We start from the raw sequence: 25,280 nt of genomic DNA, 5'->3' as shown, positions 1-25,280 counted from the left end.
CTACCGCCGCCCTACGACATTTTCCGCGACCCGGCCGGCCCGCCAGCCCTCCGGGCCCAGCACGCGCTCGCGAACCACCACCTGACCAGCGTGAACACTGATCAGACTCCACGAGCAGCCGGTACCGCGCAGACGCCGGCTGGTCGCGGTCCCGGCGACGACGAAGGTCGTGCCGTCCTGGAAGCGCACGTCCGGCACGTGGGTGTGCCCGGCCAGCACCAGGTCGACCCGGGCGTCGCGGACCGCGTCGAGCAACCGTTCCCGGCCGATCAGCGCGGCCGTCCCGGTGGCCAGCGGCGGGTGGTGCAGCGCGAGCACCCGCACGTCACCGGCGGGCGCGGCGCCGAGGACGCGGACCACGTCACCGGCCTGCCGGGCACTGACGCGCCCGTTCTTCCACCGCCAGCGGGGCATCGAGTTCAAACCCAGGGCGGTCACCGACGCGGCCCGGCGGATCGGCTGCGGGTCCGCGTCCATCCAGGAGTTCCAGCGATGGTACGGCCGAAGCACCCGCCGCCACGACGCGAGAGGCAGGTCGTGGTTCCCGGTGACGGCGAGAACCGGCCCGGGCAGGCGTCCGAGCAGGTCCCGGGCCTGCCGGAACTCCTCGGTCCGGGCGCGCATGGTGAGGTCCCCGGTGACCACCACGAGATCCGGCCGGGCCGCCGTCACGTCCGCCACGATGCTGTCCACCGCGTACCCGTAATGGGCGCCGAGGTGCAGGTCGTTCGGGCCGCCGTAATCGCCGCCCGGGGTCACGACCGTGCCTGCCTTTCCGGCGAGGATCGCGGCGGCGTCCTCCAGAGCGCCGATCGCTGCCAGGTCGCCGGTGAGTTCGACGAAACGGCAGACCGCCTCCACCTTCGGCCCCATCGAGCCGGCCGGGAATCGCTCCCGGCGCAGCTCGGCTGGGGTGGATCTGGTGATCGGCTGCGGGTCCGGTCCCCCGTACCCGCGGATCACCGCTGACACGTCGGTGAGCAGCAGCAGCGCGTCGGCTTCGAGGGCTTCGGCAAGCACCGCGGTGGCCAGGTCCTTGTCGACGACGGCTTCGACCCCGGTGAGCCGGCCGTTGTCGTCGCGGATGACCGGGATCCCGCCGCCGCCGGCGCAGACCACGATCGTGCCGGTGCCGAGCAGCTGCCTGATGATCCGGGTCTCGACGACCCGCTGCGGCTGCGGTGACGGGACGACGCGTCGCCACTTGGCCCCGTCCGGGGCGACGGTCCAGCCACGTTCGGCGGCGTACCGGCGGGCGGTCGGCTCGTCGTAGACGGCGCCGACGAACTTCGACGGCGCCCCGAACGCCGGGTCGGCCGCCGACACCAGGGTCTGGTCCAGGATCGCGGCGACCTGGCGGCCCGGCAGCGCGTTCTGCAGGGCCTGGAGCAGCCAGTACCCGATCATGCCCTGGGTCTGCGCGCCGAGGACGTCGAACGGGTACGGCACGGCCAGGGCCGGGTCGGCGGCGCTCTGCAGGGCGAGCATGCCCACCTGCGGCCCGTTGCCGTGGGTGATCACCACCTCGTGTTCGGCGGCGAGCGGGGCGAGGGCGGCGATCGCGCGCAGGGCGTTGGCCCGCTGGATGGCGGCGTCGGGTTTCTGGCCGCGTTCGAGCAGGGCGTTGCCGCCGATGGCGATCACGAGGCGCATCAGGACCCCAGGGTGGCGACCATGATCGCCTTGATCGTGTGCATCCGGTTCTCGGCCTGGTCGAAGACGATCGAGTACGGCGACTCGAACACCTCGTCGGTGATCTCCAGCGACGCCAGGCCGGTGTGCTCGTAGATCTCCTGGCCGACCTTGGTGTTCCGGTCGTGGAAGGCCGGCAGGCAGTGCATCACCTTCACCGCCGGGTTCGCGGTGGCCCGTACCGCATCGATGTTGATCTGATAGGGCTTGAGCAGCCGGATCCGCTCGTCCCAGGCCTCCTTGGGCTCGCCCATCGACAGCCACACGTCGGTGTAGAGGAAGTCGGCGCCGCGGACGCCCTCGGTCACGTCCTCGGTGTGGGTGATCCGGGCGCCGGTGGTCTCGGCGATGGCCTGCGCCGCCTTGATCACCTCGTCCGGGTTCCACCGGGACTGCGGGGCCACCATCCGTACGTCCATGCCCATCATGGCCCCGCCGATCAGCAGCGAGTTGGCCACGTTGTTCTGCGCGTCGCCGAGGTACGCGAAGGCGACCTCGTTGTCGTGTTTGATGGTGTGCTCGCGCATGGTGAGGATGTCGCAGAGGGTCTGGGTGGGATGCCATTCGGTGCTGAGCCCGTTCCACACCGGCACACCCGCGTACCGGGCGAGGATGTCCACGTTCTCCTGGCCGAAACCGCGGTATTCGAGAGCGTCGTAGAACCGGCCGAGGACCCGCGCGGTGTCCTTGACCGACTCCTTGTGGCCGAGCTGGGTGCTGCCCGGGTCGAGGAACGTTACGTGCGCGCCCTGGTCGTGGGCGGCCACCTCGAAGGCACACCGGGTCCGGGTGGACGTCTTCTCGAAGATCACCGCGATGTTCTTGCCGGCGATCCGCGGGACCTCGGTGCCCGCATACTTGGCGGCCTTGAGCTCGGCGGCGAGTTTGAGCAGGAACTTCCACTCCTGCGGGGTGAAGTCGAGTTCCTTCAGGAAGTGGCGGTTGCGCAGGTTGAACGACATGGCGGGTCCCCCTAGACAGCGTCACGTTCGATCGGGCAGGTCATGCAGCGAGGCCCACCACGGCCCCGGCCGAGTTCGCCACCGGCGATGGTGATCACTTCGATGCCCTGCCGGCGCAGGTAGGTGTTGGTGGTGACGTTGCGTTCGTAGCCGACGATCACGCCCGGCTCGACTGCCAGGAAGTTGTTGCCGTCGTCCCACTGTTCGCGCTGGGCGGCCCGGATGTCCTCGTTGGTCTCCAGCACCTGGACCTTGTCCACCCCGAGCGTCTCGGCGATGGTGGCGAACAGGTCCTCGTTACGGATCACCCGCAGCCCGTCCGGGTCGTCGTCGGGCAGCACCGTCCACGACCGCAGCGACTCCTGGAGGTACGGGTACAGCACGAAGGTGTCCCGGTCGATCATCGTCATGACCGTGTCCAGGTGCATCATGGCGTGTGAGTGCGGCAGCTCGATGGCGATCACCTTGGTGGCCGCGCCGGCCGCGAACAGATTGCGGGCCAGGTTCTCGACGCCCATCGCGGTGGACCGCTCGCCCAGCCCGATCATGACCGCGCCGTTGCCGAGGACGTGGATGTCGCCGCCCTCGAGGGTGGCCGGCTGGTGCGGCTCGTCGTCGCCGCCGTACCAGACGGTGAAGTCGGCCAGGGTGAACATCGGGTGGAACCGGTAGATGGCCGAGCTGTGCACCGACTCACGCAGCCGGGCCGGCATCGCCATCGGGTTGATGCTGACCCCGCCGTAGATCCACGCCGAGTTGTCCCGCTGGAACAGGTGGTTGGGCAGCGGGGTGAGCACGAAGTCGTCGGCGTTCAGCAGTTCCCAGCGCAGGCTGTTCACGGTGAACCCGGCCAGCTCGTTCTTCAGGACACCGCCGATCAGGTAGTCGGCGAGCTTCTCGCTCTCGGCCTGCTCGGCGAGCCGGCGCAGCGGGGTGGCCAGGGTCGGGCCGACCGTGTCGTCGGTGACGATCCGGTCCAGCACCCAGTTGCGGGCGGCCGGAATGTCCAGCACGTCGGCGAGCAGCTTCGCGAAGTAGTGCACCTTGATCCCGCGTTCGCGCAGGACCTCGGCGAACGCGTCGTGTTCCTCGCGGGCCCGGCGCGCCCACAGGATGTCGTCGAAGAGCAGGTCACGAACGTTGTCAGGGGTGAGCCGGCTGAGTTCGACGCCGGGCCGGTGCAGGATCACCTGACGCAGCCGGCCGGTCTCGGAGTCGACGTGAAAGCTCATTGAGTTCTCCTCTTGCGCATGGACGCATAGACGGGAATGCCGATGAGACCCGCGGCGCCGGCCATCAGGAACGGGCCCCAGACGACGAACCAGTCGTCGCCCGAGTTACGCGAGTACCAGATGAAGAGAATCGAGAAGATCAACGCGACCACGGCGATGATCAGGTCCGCGACGCCGCCCTCGCGCCGCCACTTGAGTTTGGCCAGGGCGGAGAAGGCGTACGGGATGGCGGCCGTGATGCCACTCATCAGCACCAGGGTGTTGAAGACGGTGGCGCCGCTGGTCCCGGCGTAGCTGACGACCATGGCCACGGTGGCGAAGATGCTGGACGCGACGATCCCGGCGGCCGGCACGCCCCGTTTCGACAGCCGGCCGAACAGCTGCGGGAACAGGCCGTCCTTCGCTGCGGCGAGCGGCATCTCGGCACAGATCATGGTCCAGCCGTTGAGCGCGCCGAACCCGGAGACGATGACGGCGATCGCCACCAGGTCACCGGCCCAGGAGCCGCCGGCCATCATGTTGGCGGCCACCGAGTAGGAGGCCTTGTTGGCGTCCTCGGCCAGCACCGACGTCGGCACGATCCCGAAGATGGCGACCATCGACAGCAGGTAGACGACCGCGGCGCCGAGGGTGCCGATCACGGTGGCCCGTGGCACGTTCCGGCTCGGGTCGCGGACCTTGGCCGCGGCGACCGCGGCGCATTCCACGCCGAGGTAGCTGAACAGGCAGATGGCCATCGCGCTGCCGATCGCCTTGAGGTCGGTCTCGCCGCTGACGTTGGCCGGGCGGTAGTTGGCGGTGCTGATGAAGAACAACCCGACGGTCGACATGATCACCAGCGGGATGAACTTCACGACCGTGGTCCAGAACTGGACGATGCCCATGTTCTTCACGCCGGTCAGGTTGATCAGCGCGGGCAGCCAGATGCCGAACAGGGCGATCACGATCGACCAGATCTTCACGCCTTCGGTGTTCACGAAATGCTCGACGTAGTAGACCCAGCCGGTCACGATCGCCGCGTTGCCGGCCCACGCGGTGATCCAGTAGGACCAGGCGTTGGCGAAGCCGACCCCGTCACCGAACGCGGCACGGGCGTAGGCGTACGGGCCGCCGTCGGCCGGCATCCGCTTCGACAGCGACGCGAACATCACCGCGAGCGCGAGCGCGCCGACCGTGGTGAGCGCCATCGCGACGATGCTGATCGGGCCGATCGACGCCAGCGAGTAGGGCAGGTTGAAGATCCCGACGCCGATGATGGTGCCCAGGATCAGGGCGGTGGCCTGCGGCAGGCCGAGCGAGCGGCTCTCGGTCGCCTTGTCCAGGTCGGTCATGGCCGCAGCCTCTCCGAATCGGGTTCCGGTCCGAATCACTCGGGCGGGATGAAACAGGTGTCAGGGCAGCGCGGGCTCGAACCGGCCGAGCTCGTCGTCGCCCTTCTGGATCACGCCGTAGCTGGACTCGGGCACCGGCTGCCACGCGCCTTCGAGCTCGCCGAGCGGCTCCGAGACGATCAGCCGGGTCTCCTCCGACAACCCGCGCAGGCTGGCCTGCTCCGGGTAGAGATGCCGCAGCGCGGAGATCGCGGTGCTGTAGAACAGCGAACTGCTGCGCCCTTCGCTCGAATAGCGGAAACACCAGGTCCGGTCACCGTCGGTGGTGGCCACGGTCATCTGAAGCGGATCGGGTACGCCGTACGCGCGCCCGACCGACTCGACCAGCCCGGCCATCCGTTCCACCGCGGCCACCGGCCGGTCGCGCAGCCCGTAGGTGAGGGCGAGGTGGAACATCACCTCGGAGTCGGTGGACCCGGCCATCGACGGGTACAGGTCCGGGTCGACGGCGAGGATCAGGTCACGTTTGAGCCTGTCGAACTCGCGGATCGACCCGTTGTGCACCCAGAGCCAGTTGCCGTACCGGAAGGGATGGCAGTTGGTCTGTTGCACCGCGGTCCCGGTGCTGGCCCGGATGTGGGCCAGGAACAGCGGCGACAGGGTGGACCGGGCGATCTCGCGCAGGTTGGCGTCGTTCCAGGCCGGGCCGGTCCCCCGGTAGAGAGCGGGTTCGCCCCCACCCGCGCCGGTGTACCAGCCGACGCCGAAGCCGTCGCCGTTGGTGGTCTCCACCCCGAGCCGGGAGTGCAGACTCTGGTCGATCAGTGAGAACCGGGGCCGGTAGAGCAGTTCCTCGAGCCGGATCGGCGACCCGGAGTAGGCAATCCAGCGACACATGGCGTCATGGTGGTCATCGAGCGGCCCGCGGTGGCTCACCCCCGGCGGATGAGTGGCCGCCGCCGGCCATCCCCGCCGGATGATGCCCGGCCACGGCCGGTCCACCGACCATGGCCAGATGACCTCGCTGACCGGGAAAGTGCTGGCGTTCGTCCCGCAGCGGCTGCGTACGCCGGTCGTCACGATGATCGACGAGCTCCTGCGGGTGCAGATCTTCGACCGGGCGATGACGCTGGCGGCGCAGGCGTTCACGTCGATCTTCCCGCTGCTGATCATGCTGAGCGCGCTGGCCGGCGGCGGTTCCCGGCAGCACCTGGGCGAGTTGGTGCGCCTGCCCGACACCAGCGCACGGCTGCTCGACGACGCGCTCGACGGCAGCCGCAGCAACGCGTTCGGGCTGGTCGGCGGGCTGATCGTGATCCTGTCGGCGACCGGGCTGGCGCGGGCGCTGGTCCGGGCGTACCGGACGGTTTGGCAGGTGCCGGGCCGCCGGGCCGGGGCGTCGTCGACCGGCTGGCAGATCGGCTCGGTGCTGATGCTGGTCGGCTTCCTGATCGTGATCAGGTTGCTGAGCTCGCTGACCGGGATGCTGCCGTCGCCCCGGGCCGGGCAGGTGGTGGTGACCGCGCTGGCCGATCTGGCGCTGGCCGTCTTCCTGCCGCGGATCCTGCTCGGCCCGGTGGTGCCGTGGTCGAGGCTGCTGCTGACCGGCGGGTTGTTCGCCGCGGTCATGGTCGGGGTGCGGGCCGGCGGCGCGATCTATCTGCCCCGGGCCCTGCAGTCCAGCGCCGACCGCTACGGGACGATCGGGCTGGCCTTCACCTACATCGGCTGGCTGTACGTGCTGTCGTTCTGCCTACTGCTGACCGCCATCGTCGCCGGTGTGCTGCACGTGCCGGATCAGGAACGCCAGGATCATCTCGCAGATCCCGACGAGGAGACTGCCGACGCCGGTGAGCACGACGAGGGTGGTCAGCGACAGGTCGGGCAGGACGACGAAGGCGACGCCGAGCAGGATCGTGAGCACTCCCACGACCACCAGGCCAACCTTTAGCGCCCCGTGCTGGACCACGCCGGCCAGCAGCAGGGCCAGGCCGGTGAGGATCCAGGTGGTGCCGTAGATGATCGCCAGCACCAGCAGGCCGGTGACCAGTTCGCGCAGGCAGGCCAGGCCGGCGACCAGCAGGAGGATGCCGACCACGCCGGTGAACACGTGGCCGGCGACGCTGCGGCCGGTCGGCAGGAACGCCGCGATGATCCGGGCCAGGCCGCCGAGCACCAGCCAGATGCCGGTGAACACCGCCATCAGCTTGAGCGAGAGGTCCGGCCAGATCAGGACGGCGAGTCCCAGGGCCACCGCGAACGCGCCGGTGACCAGCAGCGTCCACCAGGGGAACGGCTGCGTACGGAGTTCGGTGGCCGTGCCCGGCCACGGATCGGTGTCGGTCATACCGAAAGGCTGGGTGACCCCCGGCCGTGCGGGGATCACCCGGAGTGGGTGAGCGGGTCAGATCAGGCCGGACTGGCGGGCGGTGACCACCGCTTCCCGCCGGCGGGCGGCGCCCAGCTTGCGGTAGATCGACCGCATGTGGGCTTTCACCGTGTTGACCGAGATACCCAGGTTCTCGGCGATCTCGGCGGCGGTCAGCACGGTCGGCAGGTACTGGAGGACGTCGACCTCGCGCTCGCTCAGCGGCCCGGAGGACGGTGTCGGCGAGATGATCGGGATCTCTCCGGTGATCTCGCCGAGCACCCCGTCACCGGCTGGTTTGCGCAGCTCGGTGAGCCACTGCTGCCGTTCGGCGAGGATCATCACCCGGTTGGTGTCGAACGTGCGGAACGGCCGCCGGATCAGGTCCGGCTCGGCCGACGCCAGCGCCCGGGCCAGTGCCTCGCTCGCCACCGAGCTGCGGCCCTGCGCGTCGGCGGCTAGCGCGGTGAGGATCCAGGCGGCGGTCGCCGACACCCGGTCCGAGCCCTCACGCACCCGGGCCAGCAGCTCGCCGGCCGCGGCCAGGTTGCCGGTGGCCAGCAGGGCGCGGGCCAGGCAGACCTGCTCGGCGGGGGCCAGCACGACCCGGGAGCCGTAGGCCATCACGACCGCGCCCGGGTCACCGGAGGCGAGCCGGATCTCCGCCCCGGTCACATCGAGCAGGCGGTCGATCTGCGGTGCGATCAGCGGCGGGCCCGCTTCGGCCCGGACCTGACCGAGGAGGGTACGCGCGCCGGCCGTCTCACCACGGTCGAGCATGAGCCGGACCCGGACCAGCCCGGCCAGCACCGACTGGGTGGTCTCCGGGATCTCGCCGAGCGCGTGCAGCGCCTTGCGCAGCCAGTCCTCGGCCTCCGGCTCGCGGCCGCGCTCCTGCTCGACCAGGGCCTGCGCCAGGTAGGCCGGCGCGACCGCGACCCGCCCGCTGGCGTCGATGCGCCCGGCCGCGTCCTCGGCGGCGGTCGCGTGCTCGGCGGCCTCGCGCAGCGCGCCCCGCATGAACGCGAGCTGGGCCAGCAGCGCCAGCGAGTTGATCTCGATGTACGGCACGTCGGCGGTCCGGGAGGCGGTGACGGCGGCCCACAGGTACCGGTCGGCGTGGTCGAACCGGCCGGTCCAGAGCAGCGCCGCGCCCTTGTTGTTGAGGGTCATGGCCCGGTACTGGAGCAGCGACGGCGCCTGGTCCCAGCTGAGCCGGGCGAGTTCGCCGAGCAGGTCGGTGGTGCGCTGGAGCAGGTGCGGCATGTCGCCGTGCCAGCGGATCACCGTGCCGTTCTCCAAGACCGCGAGCGCGGCAGCAGTGTCCACGGCGGACCGGTCGGTGCGTCCCGCCAGCAGGGCTCGGGCGGCGGCGATTCGGCGTGGCACGGCGGCGGCGTCGCCCCGGGCGTAGCAGAGGATCACCGCGCAGACCGCGAACTCGGCGGTCTCCGGCAGCCGGCCGACCGGGATCCGGGTGAGCACCTCGAGAAGCTGTGGCCGGTCGGCCGACGTGAACAACGGCAGCCCGCGCCGCACCACGATGCCGGCCACCAGGTCCCAGTCGCCGGCGGCCGCGGCGTGGGTGAGGGCGGGCAGGGTGGCGCCGTCGGCTTCATACCAGCGGGCGGCATCCAGGTGCAGCCGGGGCGGGGCGTCCGGCCAGCGGCGGGCCACCCGGCGGCGCAGGGCGGAGCGCAGCATCGGGTGGTAGCGGAACCAGCGCCCGGTGCCGGTGCGCTCGACGAACAGGTTGCCCCGGGCCAGGTCCTCGAGCAGGTACTGGCCGTGCGGCTCGCCGCTGAGGGCGAGGGCCAGGTCGCCGCAGATCCGGTCGGGGATGCTGGTGCGCAGCAGGAACCGGCGGACCTCGTCGGGCTGGCCACCCAGCACCTCGCGGAGCAGGTAGTCCTCGACCAGCTCGGCGGCGCGGACCGGGTCCGTGTTGTCGACCAGCAGCCGCAGCCCGGCGCTCCAGCCCTCGCTGCGCCGGACCAGGATGGCCAGTTTGTCCGACGGCAGGCTCCGGCCGGCGAGGGCGAGCAGCTCGGCCGCCTCCTCCAGCCGGAATCCGAGGTCTGCGGCGCGGATCTCGGTGAGCTCGCCGCCGGCCCGCAGCCGGTGCAGCGGCAGGTCCGACTCGCGGCGGGTGAGCAGCACGAACCGGACCTGCCGCAGGCGCAGCAGCCCGGTCAGCGCGCCGAGGATCCGGGGGTCGGTCACCCGGTCCAGGTCGTCGAGGACCACCACGACCGGTTTGGCCCGCCGGACCAGGGCGGCCGCCAGGGCCTGCCGGAACTCGGCCTCACCGGCGCCCGGGCCGGGAATGGCCTGGCCGTGCGGCACGGCGCCGGCGGTGCGCAGCGCCAGGTACAGGTCGGACCAGAAGGCGTACGCGTCGTCGTGCTGGGCGTCGAGCGTGAGCCAGGCGACCGGCCCGCCCATCGACCGCGCCGCCGCCCAGGAGCCGACCAGGGCGGTCTTGCCCCAGCCTGGCCCGGCACAGACCAGGGTGGCGGTGTGGCGTACCCCCTCGTCCAGCATCGCCGCGAGGCGGGCCCGCCAGATCAGCCCGGCCGGGAGCCGGGGTGGGGCCGTGTGTTCGACAGGTATTCGGACCATCGCACTGCTGTCCGCAAGCTCGCGCATCTTGCCCCCAGATCAGAGATGACGCCCCACCGATCCCCGCTCGCGAAGCGTCCCCGGATCGGTCCCCCAGCTGACCGGCCTCACCGAAACACAAAAAGTGTCTAGGAGGCAACCCTCGGTATTTGCATACAGAGTGGAACGAACTAGTTCTCCCAGCCTGCAAGTTGCATTGATCAACAACAATTCATTCGCACCGTACGAGGCGTTTCCACCGGCCGGGACGAGACGCTGGCCTCCCGTACCGGCAGGAGGGAACGACGATGACGATGACGACCGACGAGGCCGTGGAGCCCGATCTGAGCGGGGTGGTGAACTTCGCCGGGGTCATGCTGCTGGCCCTGGGCGCCTTCCAGTTCCTGGAGGGGCTCACCACTCTGCTGCGCGACAGCGCCTACCTGGTCACCGCCGAGGGCGCCCTGATCGAGCTGGACCCGGCCGCGTGGGGCTGGGGCCACCTGATCCTGGGGCTGGTCTCGGCTGCGGCCGGCGCCGGCATCCTGCGCGGGCAGACCTGGGCCAGGGTGGTCGGCGTGCTGCTCACCGCCGTCGCCGCCCTGGCCCATTTCCTGCTCCTCGCCACGGCTCCACTGTGGTGCACCGTGCTGATCTGCGTCGAGATTGTGGTGATCTTCGCGCTCTGCCGGCGGCCCACCGCCCACTAGATGAGACGTAGGGCCCGCGCCCGGCGCACTGCCTCGTTGCGCCGGGATGCGGACAGCTTGCGCAGGATGCTGCGGACGTGGGTCTTCACCGTGTTCACCGAGACGTACATCGAGGCGGCGATCTCCTCGGTCGGGAGCATCTCGGCCATGCCCCGCAGTACGTCCAGCTCCCGCTTGCTGAGCTGCTCCACCACCACCGGATCGGCGCCGGCCGTCCCGGTCCCGCCCGGCGCGGGCGCGCCCAGTGACCGGTACTGCTGGGCCAGCCGGTCGTCGTCGCGGAGCAGTCGCCGCAGCTCGCCCCACACCTGGTTCACCGGGCGCCGGCAGGACTCCGGGGCGGCCACCCGCAGAGCCCGCCGCAGCGCCTCCCGCGCGTTCGCCGTCTCGTCCCGGCCGGCCGCCACCATCGCCAGCATCAGCCAGGCGTCCAGCGCGATCGGGGCCCGGGTTCCGGCGGCGTCGGCCACGGTGCGGGCCCGGTCGTACGCCGCCCCGGTCTCCCCCTGGGCCAGCAGCAGCGCCGCCCGGGCCAGCACGGCGTCCGGCTCGGTGGCGTCGGCGTACCCAGCGAGCAGGCCGCCGGCCTCGTCGGCCCGCCCGGCCAGCAGCATCAGCCGGGCCCGGACCAGCCGGATCTCCCGGGTCAGCCAGCACGGCGCGCCGCTGTCGGCCTCCTCGGCGGCGGTGAGCACCCCGATGGCCTGCCGCAACTCCCCGCGAGTCTGCAGACGACGGGCCCGGACCAGGGCGAATCCGGCCGGCGCGGGTCCGGTCACGCCGTTGCCGACCATCGGCTGCACCGCCCGCAGGCGCCGGTCGGCAGCCTCGATGTCGTAGCGTTCGAGCGCCACCCAGGCCAGTGCGACCTCGGCGGCGGCGGGCCATCGCTCCCGGCCGAGCCCACATTGCCGGGCCAGGTCGATCGCCTGTTTCGCGGCTGTCTCGGCCCGGCTCAACCGGCCCCGGAACGCCTCCAGCAGCGCCAGGTTCTCCAGGCACGACATCCGTACCGTCTCGGCGCCGGCGGACGCGTTGGTGATCGCCTCGGTGAGCACCGCGGCGGCCTCGTCGATCTGCCCGGCCGCGCCGCGGGCCCGGCCCTCCGCCGCGTAGAGCAGCATCGGCAGCTCGGGATGCCGGCCGACCCGCTGGGCCGGCGCCGACGCCAGGAAGGCCCGCGCCAGCGGCGCCAGCTCGTCCACGTCGTCCGGCCCGGTGTCGTGGGCGAGCAGCAGCAGCCGCATCAGGAAGCAGGCCAGGGTCAGCCCGTCGTCGCCGGCGGCGCCGCGCAGCGTGAGCAGCTTGCCGGCCAGGGTGAACTGCTCGGCGCAGCGGGAGTGGTCACCGTCGCCGTAGGCCAGCGCGGCCCGTACGATCACCGGCTCCGGGTCCTCGATGTGCTCGGGCATGGTGGCGAAGAGCCGGCCGATCCGCCCGGCGCCGCCCTCCACGACCAGCGAGCCGATCGCGTAGTCCTCGATCACCATCCGGGCCGCGCCACCCCAGTCGCCGGCGTGCACGGCGTGCCCGACCGCCTCGGCCAGGTGCCCGCGGGCGGCCAGCCACAGCGCGGCCCGCTGGTGCAGCACCGCCACCTCGTCCGGGTCGCCCCAGGCCAGCTGGGCCCGCAGCAGCTCGGCGAAGAGCCGGTGGTAACGGTAGAGGCCGGTGCCCGAGCCGACCGGCTGGATGAACGCGTTCTCCCGGGTCAGCTCGGCGAGCATCCGGGGCGCATCGGAGCGGGCGGTGACCGCGGCCGCCAGCTCCGGGGTGAAGGTGTCCAGCACGCTGGTCTCCAGCAGGAACCGCTTGGTCTCCGGCGGCTGCACCCGCAGCACCTCGCCGACGAAGTACTCGGCGATCGTGGACTCGTCCCCGGAGATGGTGTCGACCAGCACCTTCGCGTCCGGGGTGCGCTGGAGCGCACAGGCGCAGAGCCGGATCCCGGCGGCCCAGCCCTCGGTGTGCTCCAGCAGGGTGGCCAGCTCCGGTTCGGCCAGTTCGACGCCGTGCAGCCGCATCAGGCGGGACACCTCGGCCGCGGTGAACGCCAGGTCGGCGGTACGCAGTTCGTGCAGCTGCCCGGCCAGCCGGTATCGGTAGAGCGGGAGTGGTGGGTCCCAGCGGCCGGTCAGCACCACCCGCAGGCGGCCGGCGTGGCTGAGCACGTACTCCAGCCCGCTCGCCCAGTCCCGGCCGGGCAGCTGGGACGCGCCGTCGAGGATCAGCACCACCGGGGTGGCGTGCTCCTCGACGGCGGCGGCCAGCCGGCCGAGGAAGCCTCTGGTCACCACACCCCCGGTCACCGGCGGGACGTCCACCCCGGCCCGGCGCAGCCCCTCCACCACGTACCCCCAGAAGGTGGGCAGCTGCTCGTCGCCGTGCTCCAGAGTGATCCACGCGACCGGCCAGTCCACCGCGACACTGCGTACCCAGGAGGCCAGCAGCTGCGTCTTGCCGCTGCCGGCCAGCCCGGTGATCACGGTGACCGGTCCGCGTACCCCTTCGGTGACCCGATCCAGCAATGCCGGCCGGGTGACCATGAAGGGCGGCGCCTCCGGGACGGCGAACTTGGAGGTGAGAAGGGAACTGTCCGAATCACTGATGATGTCGATGGACACGTTGGCTACCTCCGATGGCCGCCGATTCGATCTCCTCGTTCAGACTCGTCTCGCCATCGATGCCGCGCATCGTCCGGATCGGATAGTCCAGTGACCCTGAGTGTCCTTGCTGTTAACGCAATGTCACGACATGGGAGCCCCAGGGAGGCAGATCGACATACAGTCCGCTACCGGCCAGCTCATCACCCTCCCGCTCGAAGATCCGGCCGTCCAACAGGTCGGTGAGCTGCCAGGATCGCCCGGCGAGGGCCGGCCACGGCAACTCCACCCGGCCCTGCGCCGGCCGGCCGCTGAAGTTGACCACCACCAGGTGACGGGGCGTGTCGTCGTGCCAGGACCAGGCCAGAAGGTCCCGATGACTCGGGTTGTCCGGCCACCCCCGGGTCTCCAGCATCCGCCACTCCCCCACCCGGACTGCAGCGACCGCCGCCACCAGCCGGCGGTAGAACGACGCCAGATCCTCGTCGGCGGGTTCGTCCGGGAACCGGGCCAGGAAGACCGGCAGGCGGGTCCGCCGGCCCTCGAACTGCCCGTCGTGCCACATCGTGGCCCCCGGCAGTGTGGCGATCGCGACCGCCGCGGCCCGGCCCCGCCCACCCGGCAGGGCCGTCGCCGCCCGCGGCTCGTCGTGGTTCTCCAAGAACCGGATCAGCCCGTCCTGGTAGTCCCGGTCGGCGGCCAGATGCTTGCGGACCGCCTCGGCGTCCTCCCCGGCCAGCCGGTCGTAGAGCCGCTTGTCGTAGCAGAAGTCGAACCCCTGCCGCTGCAGCGTCCACTCCATGTCCCAGTACGCCTCGGCGATCAGCACCAGATCCGGGTGCCGTTCCCGGACCCGGTCCAGCACGTGCGGCCAGAACTCGGCGGCCGGCGCCGGCCCTGCGTGCCGCCCCCAGGTCCGCGCGAACACCTCGTTGGTCAGCAGCATCGCCATGTCGCAGCGGATCCCGTCGCACTGCCCGCCGATCTCGGACAGCACCGCCGCGGTCGCGTCCCGCAGCCCCTGGTCGAACGCGTTCAGCTGGGCCACGTCCGGCCACGGCGGGAAGAACGGGTCCCGCCCGTGCGCCAGCACCCGGCCGTCGACGGTGAACCAGCCCGCTGGATCGGCGGCCAGATCCTCCGGCGTGCCCTGGACGAACCACTCCGGGTGTCCGGCAGTCGCCGGATGATCCGGGGCCACGTGGTTCGGCACGTAGTCCAGGACCAGCCGCACCCCACGGGCCCGCAGCTGAGCGCGGGCCTCGGCGAGCCCGTCCGGGCCGCCGAGCCGGTCGTCCACCCGGTAACGGCGCACGCAGTACGGCGAACCGACCACGTCGGCGTGCCGCACGTCCGGCAGCGCCTCCCGGAACGAGCGCTGCAGCTGCTCGTTCGTCCGGGCCAGGGCCAGCCCGGCGGGGCTGCGCTCCCAGACGCCCATCAGCCAGACCGCGTCCACCCCGGGCGCGGCCACCTCGTCCCACACCTCCGGGGGAACGTCGCCGAGAGTGACGTCCCGGCCGTACCGGCGGCTCAGCCCGGTCAGCCACGGCCACGCGAAGATCTCGTAGACCGCCGGGGCGGACGGCCATCCATGACTCATTCCGGCTCACCCTCTCTCGACCGCAGCACGCCTGTCATCCCGTGATCCAGCAGGTCCACGCCGGTCAGGCCGGCGAACACGTTCGGGAACACGGCGACCAGGCCGGTCCAGCCGGTCTGGTGGGCGGCGCCCAGGCCGGCCCCGTTGTCGCCGTGGAAGTACTCACTGAAGGTGATCAGGTCACGCCAGTGCTCGGAGGCGAAGATCTGCTGGCCGCCGTGCACCGGGCGGGCACCGTCCGGGCCGGGCAGGAAGATCCGGATGAGCCGGTCGGAGATCTCCCGGGCCACCTCGAAGAGCGTCATCTTCACCCCGGAGCCGGTCGGGCACTCCACCGTGAAGTCGTCGCCGTAACCCACGTACAGGTTCATCAGCGCCCGGATCACCAGCACGTTCGCCGGGAACCAGATCGGGCCGCGCCAGTTGGAGTTGCCACCGAACATCGCGCTGTCCGACTCGGCCGGCTGATAGCCGACCGAGAACGTTTGGTCACCGACCCGGAACTCGAACGGATGGTCGCGGTGGTGCCGCGACAGCGAGCGGATGCCGTACGGGCTGAGGAACTCCTCCTCGTCGAGCAGCCGGGTCAGGATGCGCCGCAACCGGGTCTCGTCGAAGAGCGCCAGCAGATGCTCGCCGTGCCGGCCGGTCACCCGCCCCCGGGACAGCACCGAACTGACACTCGGGTGCCGGTTCACGAAATCCTGGATGCCCTCGATCAGCTGCGGGTGGCGGGCGGTGAGCGTGGTCTCGTACACCGTCACCGCCGACAGCGGCAGCAGGCCCACCAGGGACCGGACCGGAAGCCGTTGCGCGCTGCCGTCCGGCAGCCGCAGCAGGTCGTAGAAGAAGCCGTCCTCCTCGTCCCACATCGCCGCCCCGCCGGCCTCCCGGTTGACCGCCACCGCGATCCAGGCGAAATGCTCGAAGTACGCCTGCGCCTGCTCCAGATAGACCGGATCCTGCTGGGACAGCTCCAGCGCGATCGACAGCATGCTCTGGCAGTAGAGCGCCATCCACGCCGTCCCGTCGGCCTGGTCGAGGTAGCCGCCGGTGGGCAGCGGCGCGCTCCGGTCGAACACGCCGATGTTGTCCAGCCCGAGGAAACCACCCTGGAAGACGTTGTTGCCGTCGTGGTCCTTGCGGTTGACCCACCAGGTGAAGTTCTTCGCCAGCTTGTGGAAGATCGACTCCAGCCAGGCGTGGTCACCGCGTCCGTTACGGGACTTGTCCAGCTCGTAGACCAGATAGGTGGCCCAGGCGTGCACCGGCGGGTTGACGTCGGAGAAGTTCCACTCGTACGCCGGGATCTGCCCGCTCGGATGCAGGTAGCGCCGGCCGAGCAGCAGGTTCAGCTGGTCCTTGGCGAAGCCGAGGTCGACCAGGGCCAGCGCGATCGACTGGAACGCCAGGTCCCACGCGGCGAACCAGGGGTACTCCCACTTGTCCGGCATGGAGATGACGTCGTTGCAGATCATGTGGAACCACTCGCCGTTGCGGGTGCCCTGCGAGGCCAGCGGATCCCGGCCGTGGCCGGTCAGCCAGCGCTCCACGTCGTAGCCGAAGTACTGCTTGCTCCACAGCATCCCGGCCAGCGCCTGCCGGACCACCTGCCGTTCGGCGTCGCCCAGCTCCGGCGCGAGCAGGTCACGGTAGTAGTCGTCGGCCTCGGCCCGCCGCCTGTCGACCACCCGGTCGAAGGAGTCCGGATCGGCGTCCACCGGCGGCGCCTCGGCCAGCCGGAACCGCACCACCGCCGACCCACCGGCCGGCACCTCCAGCGTGACCAGGGCGGCGGCCTTGGTACCGGCGCCGTCCGGGTTCACCGCCTCGGTGTCGCCGTGCACCACGTACCGATGGAAGGCGTCCTTGACGTAGGGTCCGGAGCCCGCCGACTCGTTCTCGGTGAACAGCAGCGGATCATCGCCCAGGACGGTGAACCAGCGGGTGCCGAGACGATGGTGCACCGCCTCGACACTGCCGTCGCGGGCCCGCAGCGCCGGTTTCGGCTCCGGCCGGTCCCACGACCAGGTGTTGCGGAACCAGACCGTCGGCAGCAGCCGCAGGGTCGCCGCCTCCGGGCCACGGTTGTGCACGGTGATCCGGCCGAGCAGGTTCTCCGGGCCGGCCTTGGCGTATTCGATCTCCACGTCGAAGTACCGGTCCCCGTCGAAGATCCCGGTGTCCAGCAGCTCGTACTCGAAGTCCTCGCGCCCGCGGAGCCGGTTGGTGGCGACCAGATCCTCGTACGGGTACGCCGCGTGCGGGTACTTGTAGACCATCCGCTGGTAGGAGTGGGTAGGTGTGGCGTCGACGTAGAACCAGTACTCCTTGACGTCCTCGCCGTGGTTGCCCTCCCGGTTGGTGAGCCCGAAGAAGCGCTCCTTGAGGATCGGGTCCCGGCCGTTCCACAGGGCCACGGCCAGGCACAGGGCCTGCTGGTCGTCGCTGAACCCGCCGATGCCGTCCTCACCCCACCGGTACGCCCGGGAGCGCGCGTCGTCGTGGCTCAGGTGGTCCCAGGCGTCGCCGCCCGGGCTGTAGTCCTCACGGACCGTCCCCCACTGCCGTTCACTGAGGTACGGCCCCCAGCGCCGCCATGGCACGGCGGCGGAGTCGGCGTCACGCAGACGCCTCTGCTCGGCGCTTGCTTCGTTGATGGCCATGCGCAAAGGCTCGGTCGCGGACAGTAGTGGCTACGTCCTCCGGTGCGGATGAAAAGCGCCGACCGCGTCCTCGATCGTGGGATAGAAGTGGGCCGGGTCGATCGTCCGGGTCAGCTTGTACCTGTCGATCTTCGTACGGACCGGGTCCTTCATCTCCGCGAAGACCAGCGAGATCCCCCGCGCGTTGAGCTCCTGGTCGAGGTCCTCCAGCATGTCCGCGGCGGTCGTGTCGATGTCGGTGATCGGCTCGGCGGCCACCACGATCCACTCCGGGGCCGGCTCGGCCCGGGACAGATGCCGGATCTCGTCACGGAACGTCCGCGCGTTCGCGAAGATCAGCGGCGCGTCGAACCGGAACAGCACCAGCCCCGGCACCAGCTCGGCGTCCGGGTAGGACCGCACGTCGTGATAGCCCGCGACCCCGTCGGCCCGGCCCAGCACGGTGTGGTAAGGCCACCAGGCCCGCCGGAACACGTTCAGCACCGACAGCGCCACCGCGACCGCGATCCCGGGCAGCACCCCGAACAGCGCCACCCCGAGGAACGCGGCCACCGCGAGCGCGAACTCGACCCGCCGCTGCTTCCACAGCCGCCGCATCCCGGCCGCGTCGGCCAGCGACAGCGACGCCGCGATCACCACCGCCGCCAGCATCGGCTGCGGCAGATCCTTGAACAGGCCCGGCACCAGGACCAGCAGCAGCGTGATGGCGCCCGCACCGACCAGACCGGTGACCTGGGTACGCGCGCCCGCGCTCTCGGCCACCGCGGTCCGTGACCCGCTGGTGCTGACCGGGAAGCCCTGGAACAGCCCGGCCGCCAGGTTCGCCGCCCCGATGCCGATCATCTCCTGATTGCCGCGCACCTCCTGGCCGGACCGGGCGGCGAAGGTGGACGCCGTCGAGATGGTGTCGGTGACCGAGACCAGCGTGATGCCGAGCGCCCCGGCCGCCAGCAGGCCCAGCTCCGACCACTCGACGCTGGGAATGGTGAACGGCGGGAAGCCCTGCGGCAGCGGCCCGACCACGCTCACTCCCCGCTCCTCCAGGCCGAGCCAGACCGTCGCCAGGATCGCGCCGAGCACCGCCACCAGGATGCCCGGCACCTTCGGCGCCCACCGGCGCAGCACCAGGATCACCGCCAGGCCGCCGACTCCGATCGCCAGCGCGGCCGGCACCGTCTCACCCGCGGCGACCCCGCGCACGAACGCGGTGGCCTCCCCGATCAGCCCCTCGCCGTCGGTGGAGAAGCCGAACAGTTTCGGCAGCTGCCCGATCAGGATGGTCAGCGCCAGGCCGTTCACATAACCGAGCTGGGTGGGCCGGGACAGCAGGTCGGCGACGAAACCCAGCTTGGCCACCGCCGCGACGGTCAGCATCGCCCCGACCATCAGCGCCAGCACCGACGCCAGCGCCACCGCCTTGGCCGGGTCGCCGTCGGCCACCACCAGGGGCAGCAGCACCGCGGCGATCATCGGGCCGAGCGACGAGTCCGGCCCGAGGACCAGGATCCGGGACGGGCCGAACACCGCGTACGCCAGCAGGCACAGCACCGACGTGTAGAGCCCGGTGATCGCGGGCAGGCCGGCCAGCTCGGCGTACGCCATGCCCTGCGGCACCAGCAGCGTGGTCAGCACCACACCGGCCACCAGGTCGCGCGGCAGCCACTCCCGCCGATATCCGCGCAACGTGCCGGCGATCTCCATCCGACCTCCAAACGAGGGACGCCGCCCGGGGCCACCGGGCGGCGTCCAGACGTACCGCCGAACGTTACTTCTGCTCGCCGCCGTGCAGGGCCTCCTGCAGCTCCGCCTCAGTCTCCTTCGGCAGCGACGACTTGAGAACCGTGCCACCGAACTGGCTCAGCGCCTCGACCGCCTTGTCCGGCGTGACCGCCTCGACGACCAGGAACAGCGCCGACGTTCCGGGCTGGAGCTCGTCACGAATCCGCTCCTGGAACTCCTTGTTGATCGCGCCCTTGGCGAGCTTGCCGGTGAGCGCGCCGAGGCCCGCGCCGACGGCCATGCCGAGGATCGGGATGAAGAACAGCATCCCGAAGAGCAGACCCCAGAACATGCCCCACGTCGTGCCGCCGGCCACGGCGTGATGGTTCGTGGTGACCCGGAACTTGCCCTCCCGGTCGCGGGTGATCACCGCGATCGCGTCGGGCTGGATGATCAGGTCCTTGGCCAGGCGGTTCGCTTCCTGCGAGGCCGCCGTGGCAGTGGTCTCGTCGGGGTACCCGATGGCGACCAGTGTTGCCATGTCGTATCTCCTTCCGTGCCCTTTCGAAGTCCCGCCAAGTCAGCCACGACAGGGCCTCGGTGGTCCTCATCCCTGTGGGAGGAGGTATGCGAACCGGCGGCCCGGGAGTCTCGACCCAGACGAGAGGGGAGACGCCATGCACGAGCGCTACGAGATCCGGGTCCGGGGGTTCCTCGGGCCACTGCTCCGCCGGGCGCTCGGCGACCTGCGCTGCCGGGCACTGCCGCACCAGAGCACCATCCGCGGCCGCCTCTCCGACGCCGATCTGGAGCGTCTGCTGACCCGGCTGGACCGGTCCGGGGTGGAGGTGGTGTGCGTTTCATCCGTCACGGATGGCGTGCCCGCCCACCGCCCGGCCACATGATCGGACCCGCAACAAACCGACCCTGACTAGGGAGAAGACCATGACCGACACTGAGGCGCGGAAGTCCTACGAGGACCCGTACGTGCCGCCGAGCCCCCGGCAGCCCTCCGGCTGGGTGGGGATGGTGGTGTTCGCCGGCGTCATGCTGCTGATGCTCGGCTCGTTCCAGGCGGTCGAAGGTGTGATCGCCCTGTTCCGCGACGAGTTCTACCTCACCACGAAGAGCGGTCTCGTGGTGCCCGTCGACTTCGACACCTACGGCTGGACCCACCTGCTGCTGGGTGGCATCGCGGTGCTCACCGGCCTCGGCATCCTGGCCGGCCAGATGTGGGCCCGGGTGGTCGGCGTCATCGTGGCCTGCCTGAGCGCCCTGGTGAACCTGGCGTTCCTCCCGGCGTACCCGGTCTGGTCCGTCATCGTCATCGCCATGGACGTCCTGATCATCTACGCCCTCACCGCCCACGGCCGTGAGGTCAAGGCCTGACGAAGGAACCGGCCCGGCCACGCTCCCCCGCGGTGTGCTGGTCCTGCTCGGCACGGCCTGCCTGGTCGTCGTCGTGGGCGGGATGCGCGCAGTGGCGGAGCTGGTCGGGCCGGTCTTCCTTGCGCTGATGCTGACGGTGACGGTCAGCCCGTTCACGGGGTGGCTGCGCCGTCGCGGGGCGCCGGTCTGGCTGGCCGCCACGGCCACCATCCTCACCGTCTACCTGGGCCTGTTCGCCCTGGGCGGCGCCCTGGCGGTGTCGGTGGGCCGGCTCATCGACCTGCTGCCGGAGTACCAGGACAAATTCGCGCAGCTGCGGGACGACGTGGCCACCGGCATCGGCGAGCTCGGGGTCGACGTCGAGCAGATGCGGGCCGCGATGTCCGGCCTGGAACCCGGCACCTTCGCCAGGTTCGTCGAGGCGCTGTTCGGCGGGCTGGCCGGCGCTCTCGGCAACTCGCTGTTCCTGCTGGCCGTCCTGCTGTTCATGTGCCTGGACGCGGTCAACTTCCCGGCCCGGATGGCGGCCGCGGTGACCGACCGGCCGCAGGTGGTCGCCGCACTGCACACGTTCGCCGTCGGCACCCGCCGCTACCTGCTGATCACGACCGTGTTCGGACTGATCGTGGCGGCCTTCGACACGGCGCTGCTGTGGTGGCTCGGCATCCCGCTACCGCTGCTCTGGGGGCTGCTGTCGTTCATCACCAACTACATCCCGAACATCGGCTTCATCATCGGCGTGATCCCGCCGGCGCTGCTCGGCCTGCTGGAGGGCGGGCCGGAACTGATGCTGTGGGTGATCGCCCTCTACTGCATCGTCAACTTCATCATCCAGTCGGTGATCCAGCCGAAGATCGTCGGCGACGAGGTGGGCCTGTCGGCGACTGTCACCTTCCTCTCGCTGATCTTCTGGGGCTGGGTGCTCGGCGCGCTGGGCGCGCTGCTGGCGATCCCGCTGACCCTGTTCGCCAAGGGCCTGCTGATCGACATCGACCCGTCGACCAGGTGGGTGAACAGCCTGCTGGGCGGCGAGACGGCCTCGCCCGCCGGGGATGAGGCGCCGGAACCGGCCCCGGCCGACGATGACGCGCATGACGACGTTCACGGTTTGGAAGTTCGACGACACTGAACGGGCGGAGCGCGCCGCCTACATCATCAAGCAGGCCGAGGCCGAGGGCCTGGTGAAGGTCGTGGACTACGCGGTCGTCACCTGGCCGCACGGCGCCACGAAACCGGAGACCCATCACGAGAACGAGTCGGGGCACCGGTACACCGGCTGGGGCGCCTTCTGGGGCATCGTCGTCGGTGGCCTGTTCCTGGTGCCGATCGCCGGGGCCGCGGTCGGCGCCGGCATCGGCGCCCTGGTCAAGGCGACCGAGGGCACCGGCATCGACAAGGACCAGCTGGAGACCATCCGCGCCGAGATCACCGAGGGCACGTCGGCGCTGTTCCTGGTCACCGACCACGGCGACCTGGACCGGCTCGGCGAGCGTTTCCACGGCCTGCACAAGAAACTGATCGCCACCAACCTGACCGAGGGCGAGAAGGAGATCCTTCTCGAGACGTTCAACGGTGGCAACCCGTGACCCAGCCGATCGACCGCTCCCCGGCCGCGCGTGCCGCGGCCGGGAAGGCGGCCCGCGAACAGGCGCCCCTCGACGGGCACGCCGAGTTCGCCCCGGCCGCCGCCCGGCCCGACCCGGTCGCTCTCCTGCGCACGCAGGAGGACGGCCGGGTTCCGGAGCTTCTGCCGATCCGGCGCGAACGGATGGCGGTGTCACCGTTCGCGTTCTACCGGGCCGCCGCCGTGACGATGGCCGCCGACCTGGCGGCCGGCCCGTCGACCGGTCTGATCAGCCGCCTCTGCGGTGACGCCCACCTGCTCAACTTCGGCGTGTACGCGTCACCCGAGCGCCGCCTGGTCTTCGACCTCAACGACTTCGACGAGTCCTATCCGGGCCCGTGGGAATGGGACGTCAAACGCCTGGTCGCGAGCCTGGCGCTGGCCGGCCGGGAGAACGGCTTCAAACGCCGCCAGCGGGCCGCCGTGGTGCAGGCCGCCGCCGGTCACTACCGGGAGGCGATGCGCGGGTTCGCCGCGATGCGGGAGCTGGACGTCTGGTACGCCCGCGCCGACGTCGACGAGCTGCGCGAGCGCCTGAGCGGGCAGCACGGCCGGCGGATCGACGCGGCCGGGGCGAAGGCCCGCACCCGTGACAGCCTGCAGGCGTACCACAAACTGACCGTCCTGGACGGCGACCGCCGGCGGCTGGCCAGCGACCCGCCGCTGCTCGTGCCGATCGGCGAGCTGATGCCGGGGGTGGCCCGCAAGCTGCTCGAGGACCAGATCCGCGAGCTGCTCGCCGGGTACCGGCAGAGCCTCGCCGACGACCGGCGGCACCTGTTCGACGCGTTCGAGTTCGTCGACCTGGCCCGCAAGGTGGTCGGCGTCGGCAGTGTCGGCACCCGCTGCTGGGTGGTGCTGCTGACCGGCCGCGACGACGGCGACCCGCTGCTGCTCCAGGTCAAGGAAGCCGGCCCGTCGGTGCTGGCGGGCCGGGTCGGCGCGGTCCCGGTGCCGGACTGGGACAGCGACGGCCGCCGGGTCGTCTCCGGGCAGCGCATCCTCCAGGCCGCCAGCGACATCTTCCTGGGCTGGCACAGCGCCGAGGGCATCGACGGGCAGCACCGCGACTTCTACGTGCGCCAGCTGCGGGACTGGAAGGGCGGCGCCGACGTCGCGTCGATGGACCCGGAGGGCCTGCTCACCTACGGCCGGCTGTGCGGCTGGACGCTGGCCCGGGCGCACGCCCGAGGCGGCGACCGCATCGCGATCGCCGCCTATCTGGGCTCGAGTGAACGCTTCGACAAGGCGATGGTCCCGTTCGCCGAGGCCTACGCCGATCAGACCGAGGCCGACTACGCCGCTTTCACGGCCGCCCCGTCCTGACGGCGCGCGATCAGCGTCACCCCGATCTCGTAGGCCGCCAGCAGCACCGCGATCAGCAGCAGCGCGGTCCACGAGGACAGGATCAGGGCCAGCAGCGCGGCGACGATCAGCCCGCCGACCCGTACCGCGTCGAGGTGCCCGGTGATGAAACCGGGCGCCTGCCGCACCCCGGCCGCCGCCCAGCGCCAGAGGAAGACCACGCCCCGCCGGACCGCGCCGCGCAGCCACACCGGGAACCGGCCCGGCCCGACCAGGTAGGCCAGCGCCGCGATCGTGATCCCGATCCAGATCAACTGCTCGCCACGGGTCCGCAGCAGGCTGAACACCGTGGTCATGGCCGCGTCCACCCCGGCCCGGTAGGCGCCGTCCGGCACCTCGGCGAGGATCTGCCCGCGGACCGCCCGCAGCAGCGCGGTGATCGCAACCGACGCCACCACCAGCCAGAGCCCGAACTGGACGGCCGTCCGGCGCCGGCGCGGCGAGACCACGAACGCGGCGATCAGCAGCAGGATCGTGCCGGCGGTGAACAGCACCAGATTCCGTTTGGCCGCGGCCAGCGCCTGCTGCGCCTCCCACAACTGGCCCGAGTCGTACACGGTGAACTGGGCGAAGTTCGCCGGCAAGCTGACCCCGACCGCCTCCTCGACCCGCAGCCGCAGGTTCTCCGGGATGGTGCCGCTGCTCAGGTCGGGCAGCGACACCTGCTTGCCGAACAGCGTCGGCAACTGGTCGCTGATCTCCCGCAACACCTGGTTGATCAGCGGCAGCAGGTCGATCTGGATGCTGTCCTGATCGGCGGTGACGACCGTGCTGGTGCCCTCGATGACGGCGAGGACCCGCTGATGGACCCGCCTGTTCACCTCGACCCAGATCGCCTGGAACCGGTCGCTGTCCATGATCTTGACGACCATGGTGCGGACCTGCTCGCGCAACTGCCCGGCGATCGGCCCGGCCGCGAACGCCGCCTGCGCCGGCAACACGTCACGTAGCCGCTGCTCCACATCCAGCACCCGGAACACCTCGGTCGTCGCATACTGCGCCACGGCCGCGTTCACCCGCGGATCCTGCGGCAGCGGCGCGACGGTCGCCACCCACCTGTCGGTGTTCAGCGTCGTCCGCGCCGCCCACAGCCCGACCACGCTGGTGACCAGCGCGAACGCGGCCAGGGCGGCGAGCACGGCGGCCAGCGCGCCACGGATCGCGACACTTCTGGGCCGCCTCCGGCGCCCGGCCGCCAGCTGCTCCCGCAATGCGGCGACTTCCGCTTTAAGGCGTTCAACCTCCTCATCCGGTACGGACGTCGTGTCCACCGGTGGCGCGGTGTCCTCCACGGGGCCGGGGGCGGTCTCCAAGGGCTGGCTCGTCATGACTCCTCCAACCTGGGCGGATTCGTCAACGACGCTCCCGGACCCGGCCGTGGGGAGCCTCATCCGGCGCGGATGAACCCCCGTGGG

At 71.1% G+C, this 25,280-nt stretch carries 19 protein-coding genes and 1 pseudogene; 7 read left to right on the top strand and 13 right to left on the bottom strand.

Features of this window, described 5'->3' with window-relative positions; translation table 11 throughout:
• From AB0E94_RS21690 to AB0E94_RS21670, 5 genes are read right to left on the bottom strand one after another with little or no spacing between them, the layout of a single operon-like run.
• Positions 1 to 1,653 carry a carbamate kinase gene (locus AB0E94_RS21690; RefSeq protein ID WP_360328771.1) on the bottom strand — a complete coding sequence of 551 codons (1,653 nt, stop codon included), beginning with the start codon at positions 1,651 to 1,653 and terminating at the stop codon, positions 1 to 3.
• A complete protein-coding gene (gene argF, locus AB0E94_RS21685; RefSeq protein ID WP_360328770.1) occupies positions 1,653 to 2,654 on the bottom strand; it encodes an ornithine carbamoyltransferase in 1,002 nt (333 codons plus the stop codon). The genes AB0E94_RS21690 and argF overlap by 1 nt, the downstream gene beginning before the upstream one ends.
• An 11-nt stretch (positions 2,655 to 2,665) precedes the next feature.
• Positions 2,666 to 3,886 (bottom strand): arginine deiminase, encoded by a 1,221-nt coding sequence (locus tag AB0E94_RS21680; RefSeq protein ID WP_360328768.1) that lies wholly within the window; start codon positions 3,884 to 3,886, stop codon positions 2,666 to 2,668.
• A complete protein-coding gene (locus AB0E94_RS21675; RefSeq protein ID WP_360328766.1) occupies positions 3,883 to 5,217 on the bottom strand; it encodes an amino acid permease in 1,335 nt (444 codons plus the stop codon). The genes AB0E94_RS21680 and AB0E94_RS21675 overlap by 4 nt, the downstream gene beginning before the upstream one ends.
• 60 nt (positions 5,218 to 5,277) lie before the next feature.
• Complete coding sequence (locus AB0E94_RS21670; RefSeq protein ID WP_360328764.1) at positions 5,278 to 6,114, bottom strand: class II glutamine amidotransferase; 837 nt, start codon at positions 6,112 to 6,114, stop codon at positions 5,278 to 5,280.
• 118 nt (positions 6,115 to 6,232) lie between these two features.
• On the opposite strand from AB0E94_RS21670, the gene AB0E94_RS21665 reads away from it, so the two are divergent.
• Positions 6,233 to 7,168: a YhjD/YihY/BrkB family envelope integrity protein gene (locus AB0E94_RS21665; RefSeq protein ID WP_360328763.1), complete on the top strand. Its 936-nt coding sequence runs from the start codon at positions 6,233 to 6,235 to the stop codon at positions 7,166 to 7,168.
• Here the strand turns inward: AB0E94_RS21665 and AB0E94_RS21660 are convergent.
• Positions 7,061 to 7,564 (bottom strand): annotated as a pseudogene (locus tag AB0E94_RS21660) (DUF308 domain-containing protein); the annotation flags it as partial. The gene AB0E94_RS21665 and the pseudogene AB0E94_RS21660 overlap by 108 nt on opposite strands.
• A gap of 57 nt (positions 7,565 to 7,621) precedes the next feature.
• A complete protein-coding gene (locus AB0E94_RS21655) occupies positions 7,622 to 10,207 on the bottom strand; it encodes a LuxR C-terminal-related transcriptional regulator (protein WP_360328761.1) in 2,586 nt (861 codons plus the stop codon).
• A gap of 287 nt (positions 10,208 to 10,494) precedes the next feature.
• On the opposite strand from AB0E94_RS21655, the gene AB0E94_RS21650 reads away from it, so the two are divergent.
• On the top strand, positions 10,495 to 10,896 hold the full coding sequence (locus AB0E94_RS21650; RefSeq protein WP_360328759.1) for a hypothetical protein: 402 nt from the start codon (positions 10,495 to 10,497) through the stop codon (positions 10,894 to 10,896).
• On the opposite strand, the gene AB0E94_RS21645 is transcribed toward AB0E94_RS21650, so the two are convergent.
• From AB0E94_RS21645 to AB0E94_RS21625, 5 genes are all read right to left on the bottom strand, one after another.
• Positions 10,893 to 13,520: a LuxR C-terminal-related transcriptional regulator gene (locus AB0E94_RS21645; RefSeq protein WP_360328757.1), complete on the bottom strand. Its 2,628-nt coding sequence runs from the start codon at positions 13,518 to 13,520 to the stop codon at positions 10,893 to 10,895. The genes AB0E94_RS21650 and AB0E94_RS21645 overlap by 4 nt on opposite strands.
• A 112-nt stretch (positions 13,521 to 13,632) precedes the next feature.
• The gene (locus AB0E94_RS21640; RefSeq protein ID WP_360328756.1) at positions 13,633 to 15,102 is read right to left on the bottom strand and encodes an alpha-amylase; all 1,470 of its coding nucleotides are present in this window, start codon (positions 15,100 to 15,102) and stop codon (positions 13,633 to 13,635) included.
• Positions 15,099 to 17,768, bottom strand: coding sequence for a glucosidase (locus AB0E94_RS21635; protein WP_360328754.1), 2,670 nt, complete (start codon positions 17,766 to 17,768; stop codon positions 15,099 to 15,101). The genes AB0E94_RS21640 and AB0E94_RS21635 overlap by 4 nt, the downstream gene beginning before the upstream one ends.
• Positions 17,769 to 17,798: 30 nt before the next feature.
• A complete protein-coding gene (gene sulP, locus AB0E94_RS21630) occupies positions 17,799 to 19,469 on the bottom strand; it encodes a sulfate permease (RefSeq protein WP_360328752.1) in 1,671 nt (556 codons plus the stop codon).
• A gap of 64 nt (positions 19,470 to 19,533) precedes the next feature.
• Positions 19,534 to 20,028 carry a DUF1269 domain-containing protein gene (locus tag AB0E94_RS21625; protein ID WP_360328750.1) on the bottom strand — a complete coding sequence of 165 codons (495 nt, stop codon included), beginning with the start codon at positions 20,026 to 20,028 and terminating at the stop codon, positions 19,534 to 19,536.
• A gap of 136 nt (positions 20,029 to 20,164) precedes the next feature.
• Between AB0E94_RS21625 and AB0E94_RS21620 the strand changes: the two genes are divergently transcribed.
• From AB0E94_RS21620 to AB0E94_RS21600, 5 genes are read left to right on the top strand one after another with little or no spacing between them, the layout of a single operon-like run.
• Positions 20,165 to 20,392, top strand: coding sequence for a hypothetical protein (locus AB0E94_RS21620; protein WP_360328748.1), 228 nt, complete (start codon positions 20,165 to 20,167; stop codon positions 20,390 to 20,392).
• 40 nt (positions 20,393 to 20,432) lie between these two features.
• Entirely contained in the window at positions 20,433 to 20,876 is a 444-nt protein-coding gene (locus tag AB0E94_RS21615) for a hypothetical protein (RefSeq protein ID WP_317793522.1), read from the top strand.
• Complete coding sequence (locus tag AB0E94_RS21610) at positions 20,860 to 22,005, top strand: AI-2E family transporter (protein WP_360328746.1); 1,146 nt, start codon at positions 20,860 to 20,862, stop codon at positions 22,003 to 22,005. The genes AB0E94_RS21615 and AB0E94_RS21610 overlap by 17 nt, the downstream gene beginning before the upstream one ends.
• On the top strand, positions 21,968 to 22,462 hold the full coding sequence (locus AB0E94_RS21605; RefSeq protein ID WP_360328744.1) for a DUF1269 domain-containing protein: 495 nt from the start codon (positions 21,968 to 21,970) through the stop codon (positions 22,460 to 22,462). Before AB0E94_RS21610 ends, AB0E94_RS21605 begins: the two co-directional genes overlap by 38 nt.
• Entirely contained in the window at positions 22,459 to 23,826 is a 1,368-nt protein-coding gene (locus tag AB0E94_RS21600; RefSeq protein ID WP_360328742.1) for a DUF2252 domain-containing protein, read from the top strand. Before AB0E94_RS21605 ends, AB0E94_RS21600 begins: the two co-directional genes overlap by 4 nt.
• Here AB0E94_RS21600 and AB0E94_RS21595 read toward each other — a convergent pair.
• Positions 23,796 to 25,193, bottom strand: coding sequence for a hypothetical protein (locus AB0E94_RS21595; RefSeq protein ID WP_360328740.1), 1,398 nt, complete (start codon positions 25,191 to 25,193; stop codon positions 23,796 to 23,798). The genes AB0E94_RS21600 and AB0E94_RS21595 overlap by 31 nt on opposite strands.
• Positions 25,194 to 25,280: the final 87 nt, after the last annotated feature.

The sequence above is a fragment of the Actinoplanes sp. NPDC026670 genome (assembly GCF_040638175.1).
Lineage (GTDB): Bacteria > Actinomycetota > Actinomycetes > Mycobacteriales > Micromonosporaceae > Actinoplanes.
Note: the sequence above shows the minus strand (reverse complement) of the source record. Positions and strands in the feature narration are given on the sequence as shown.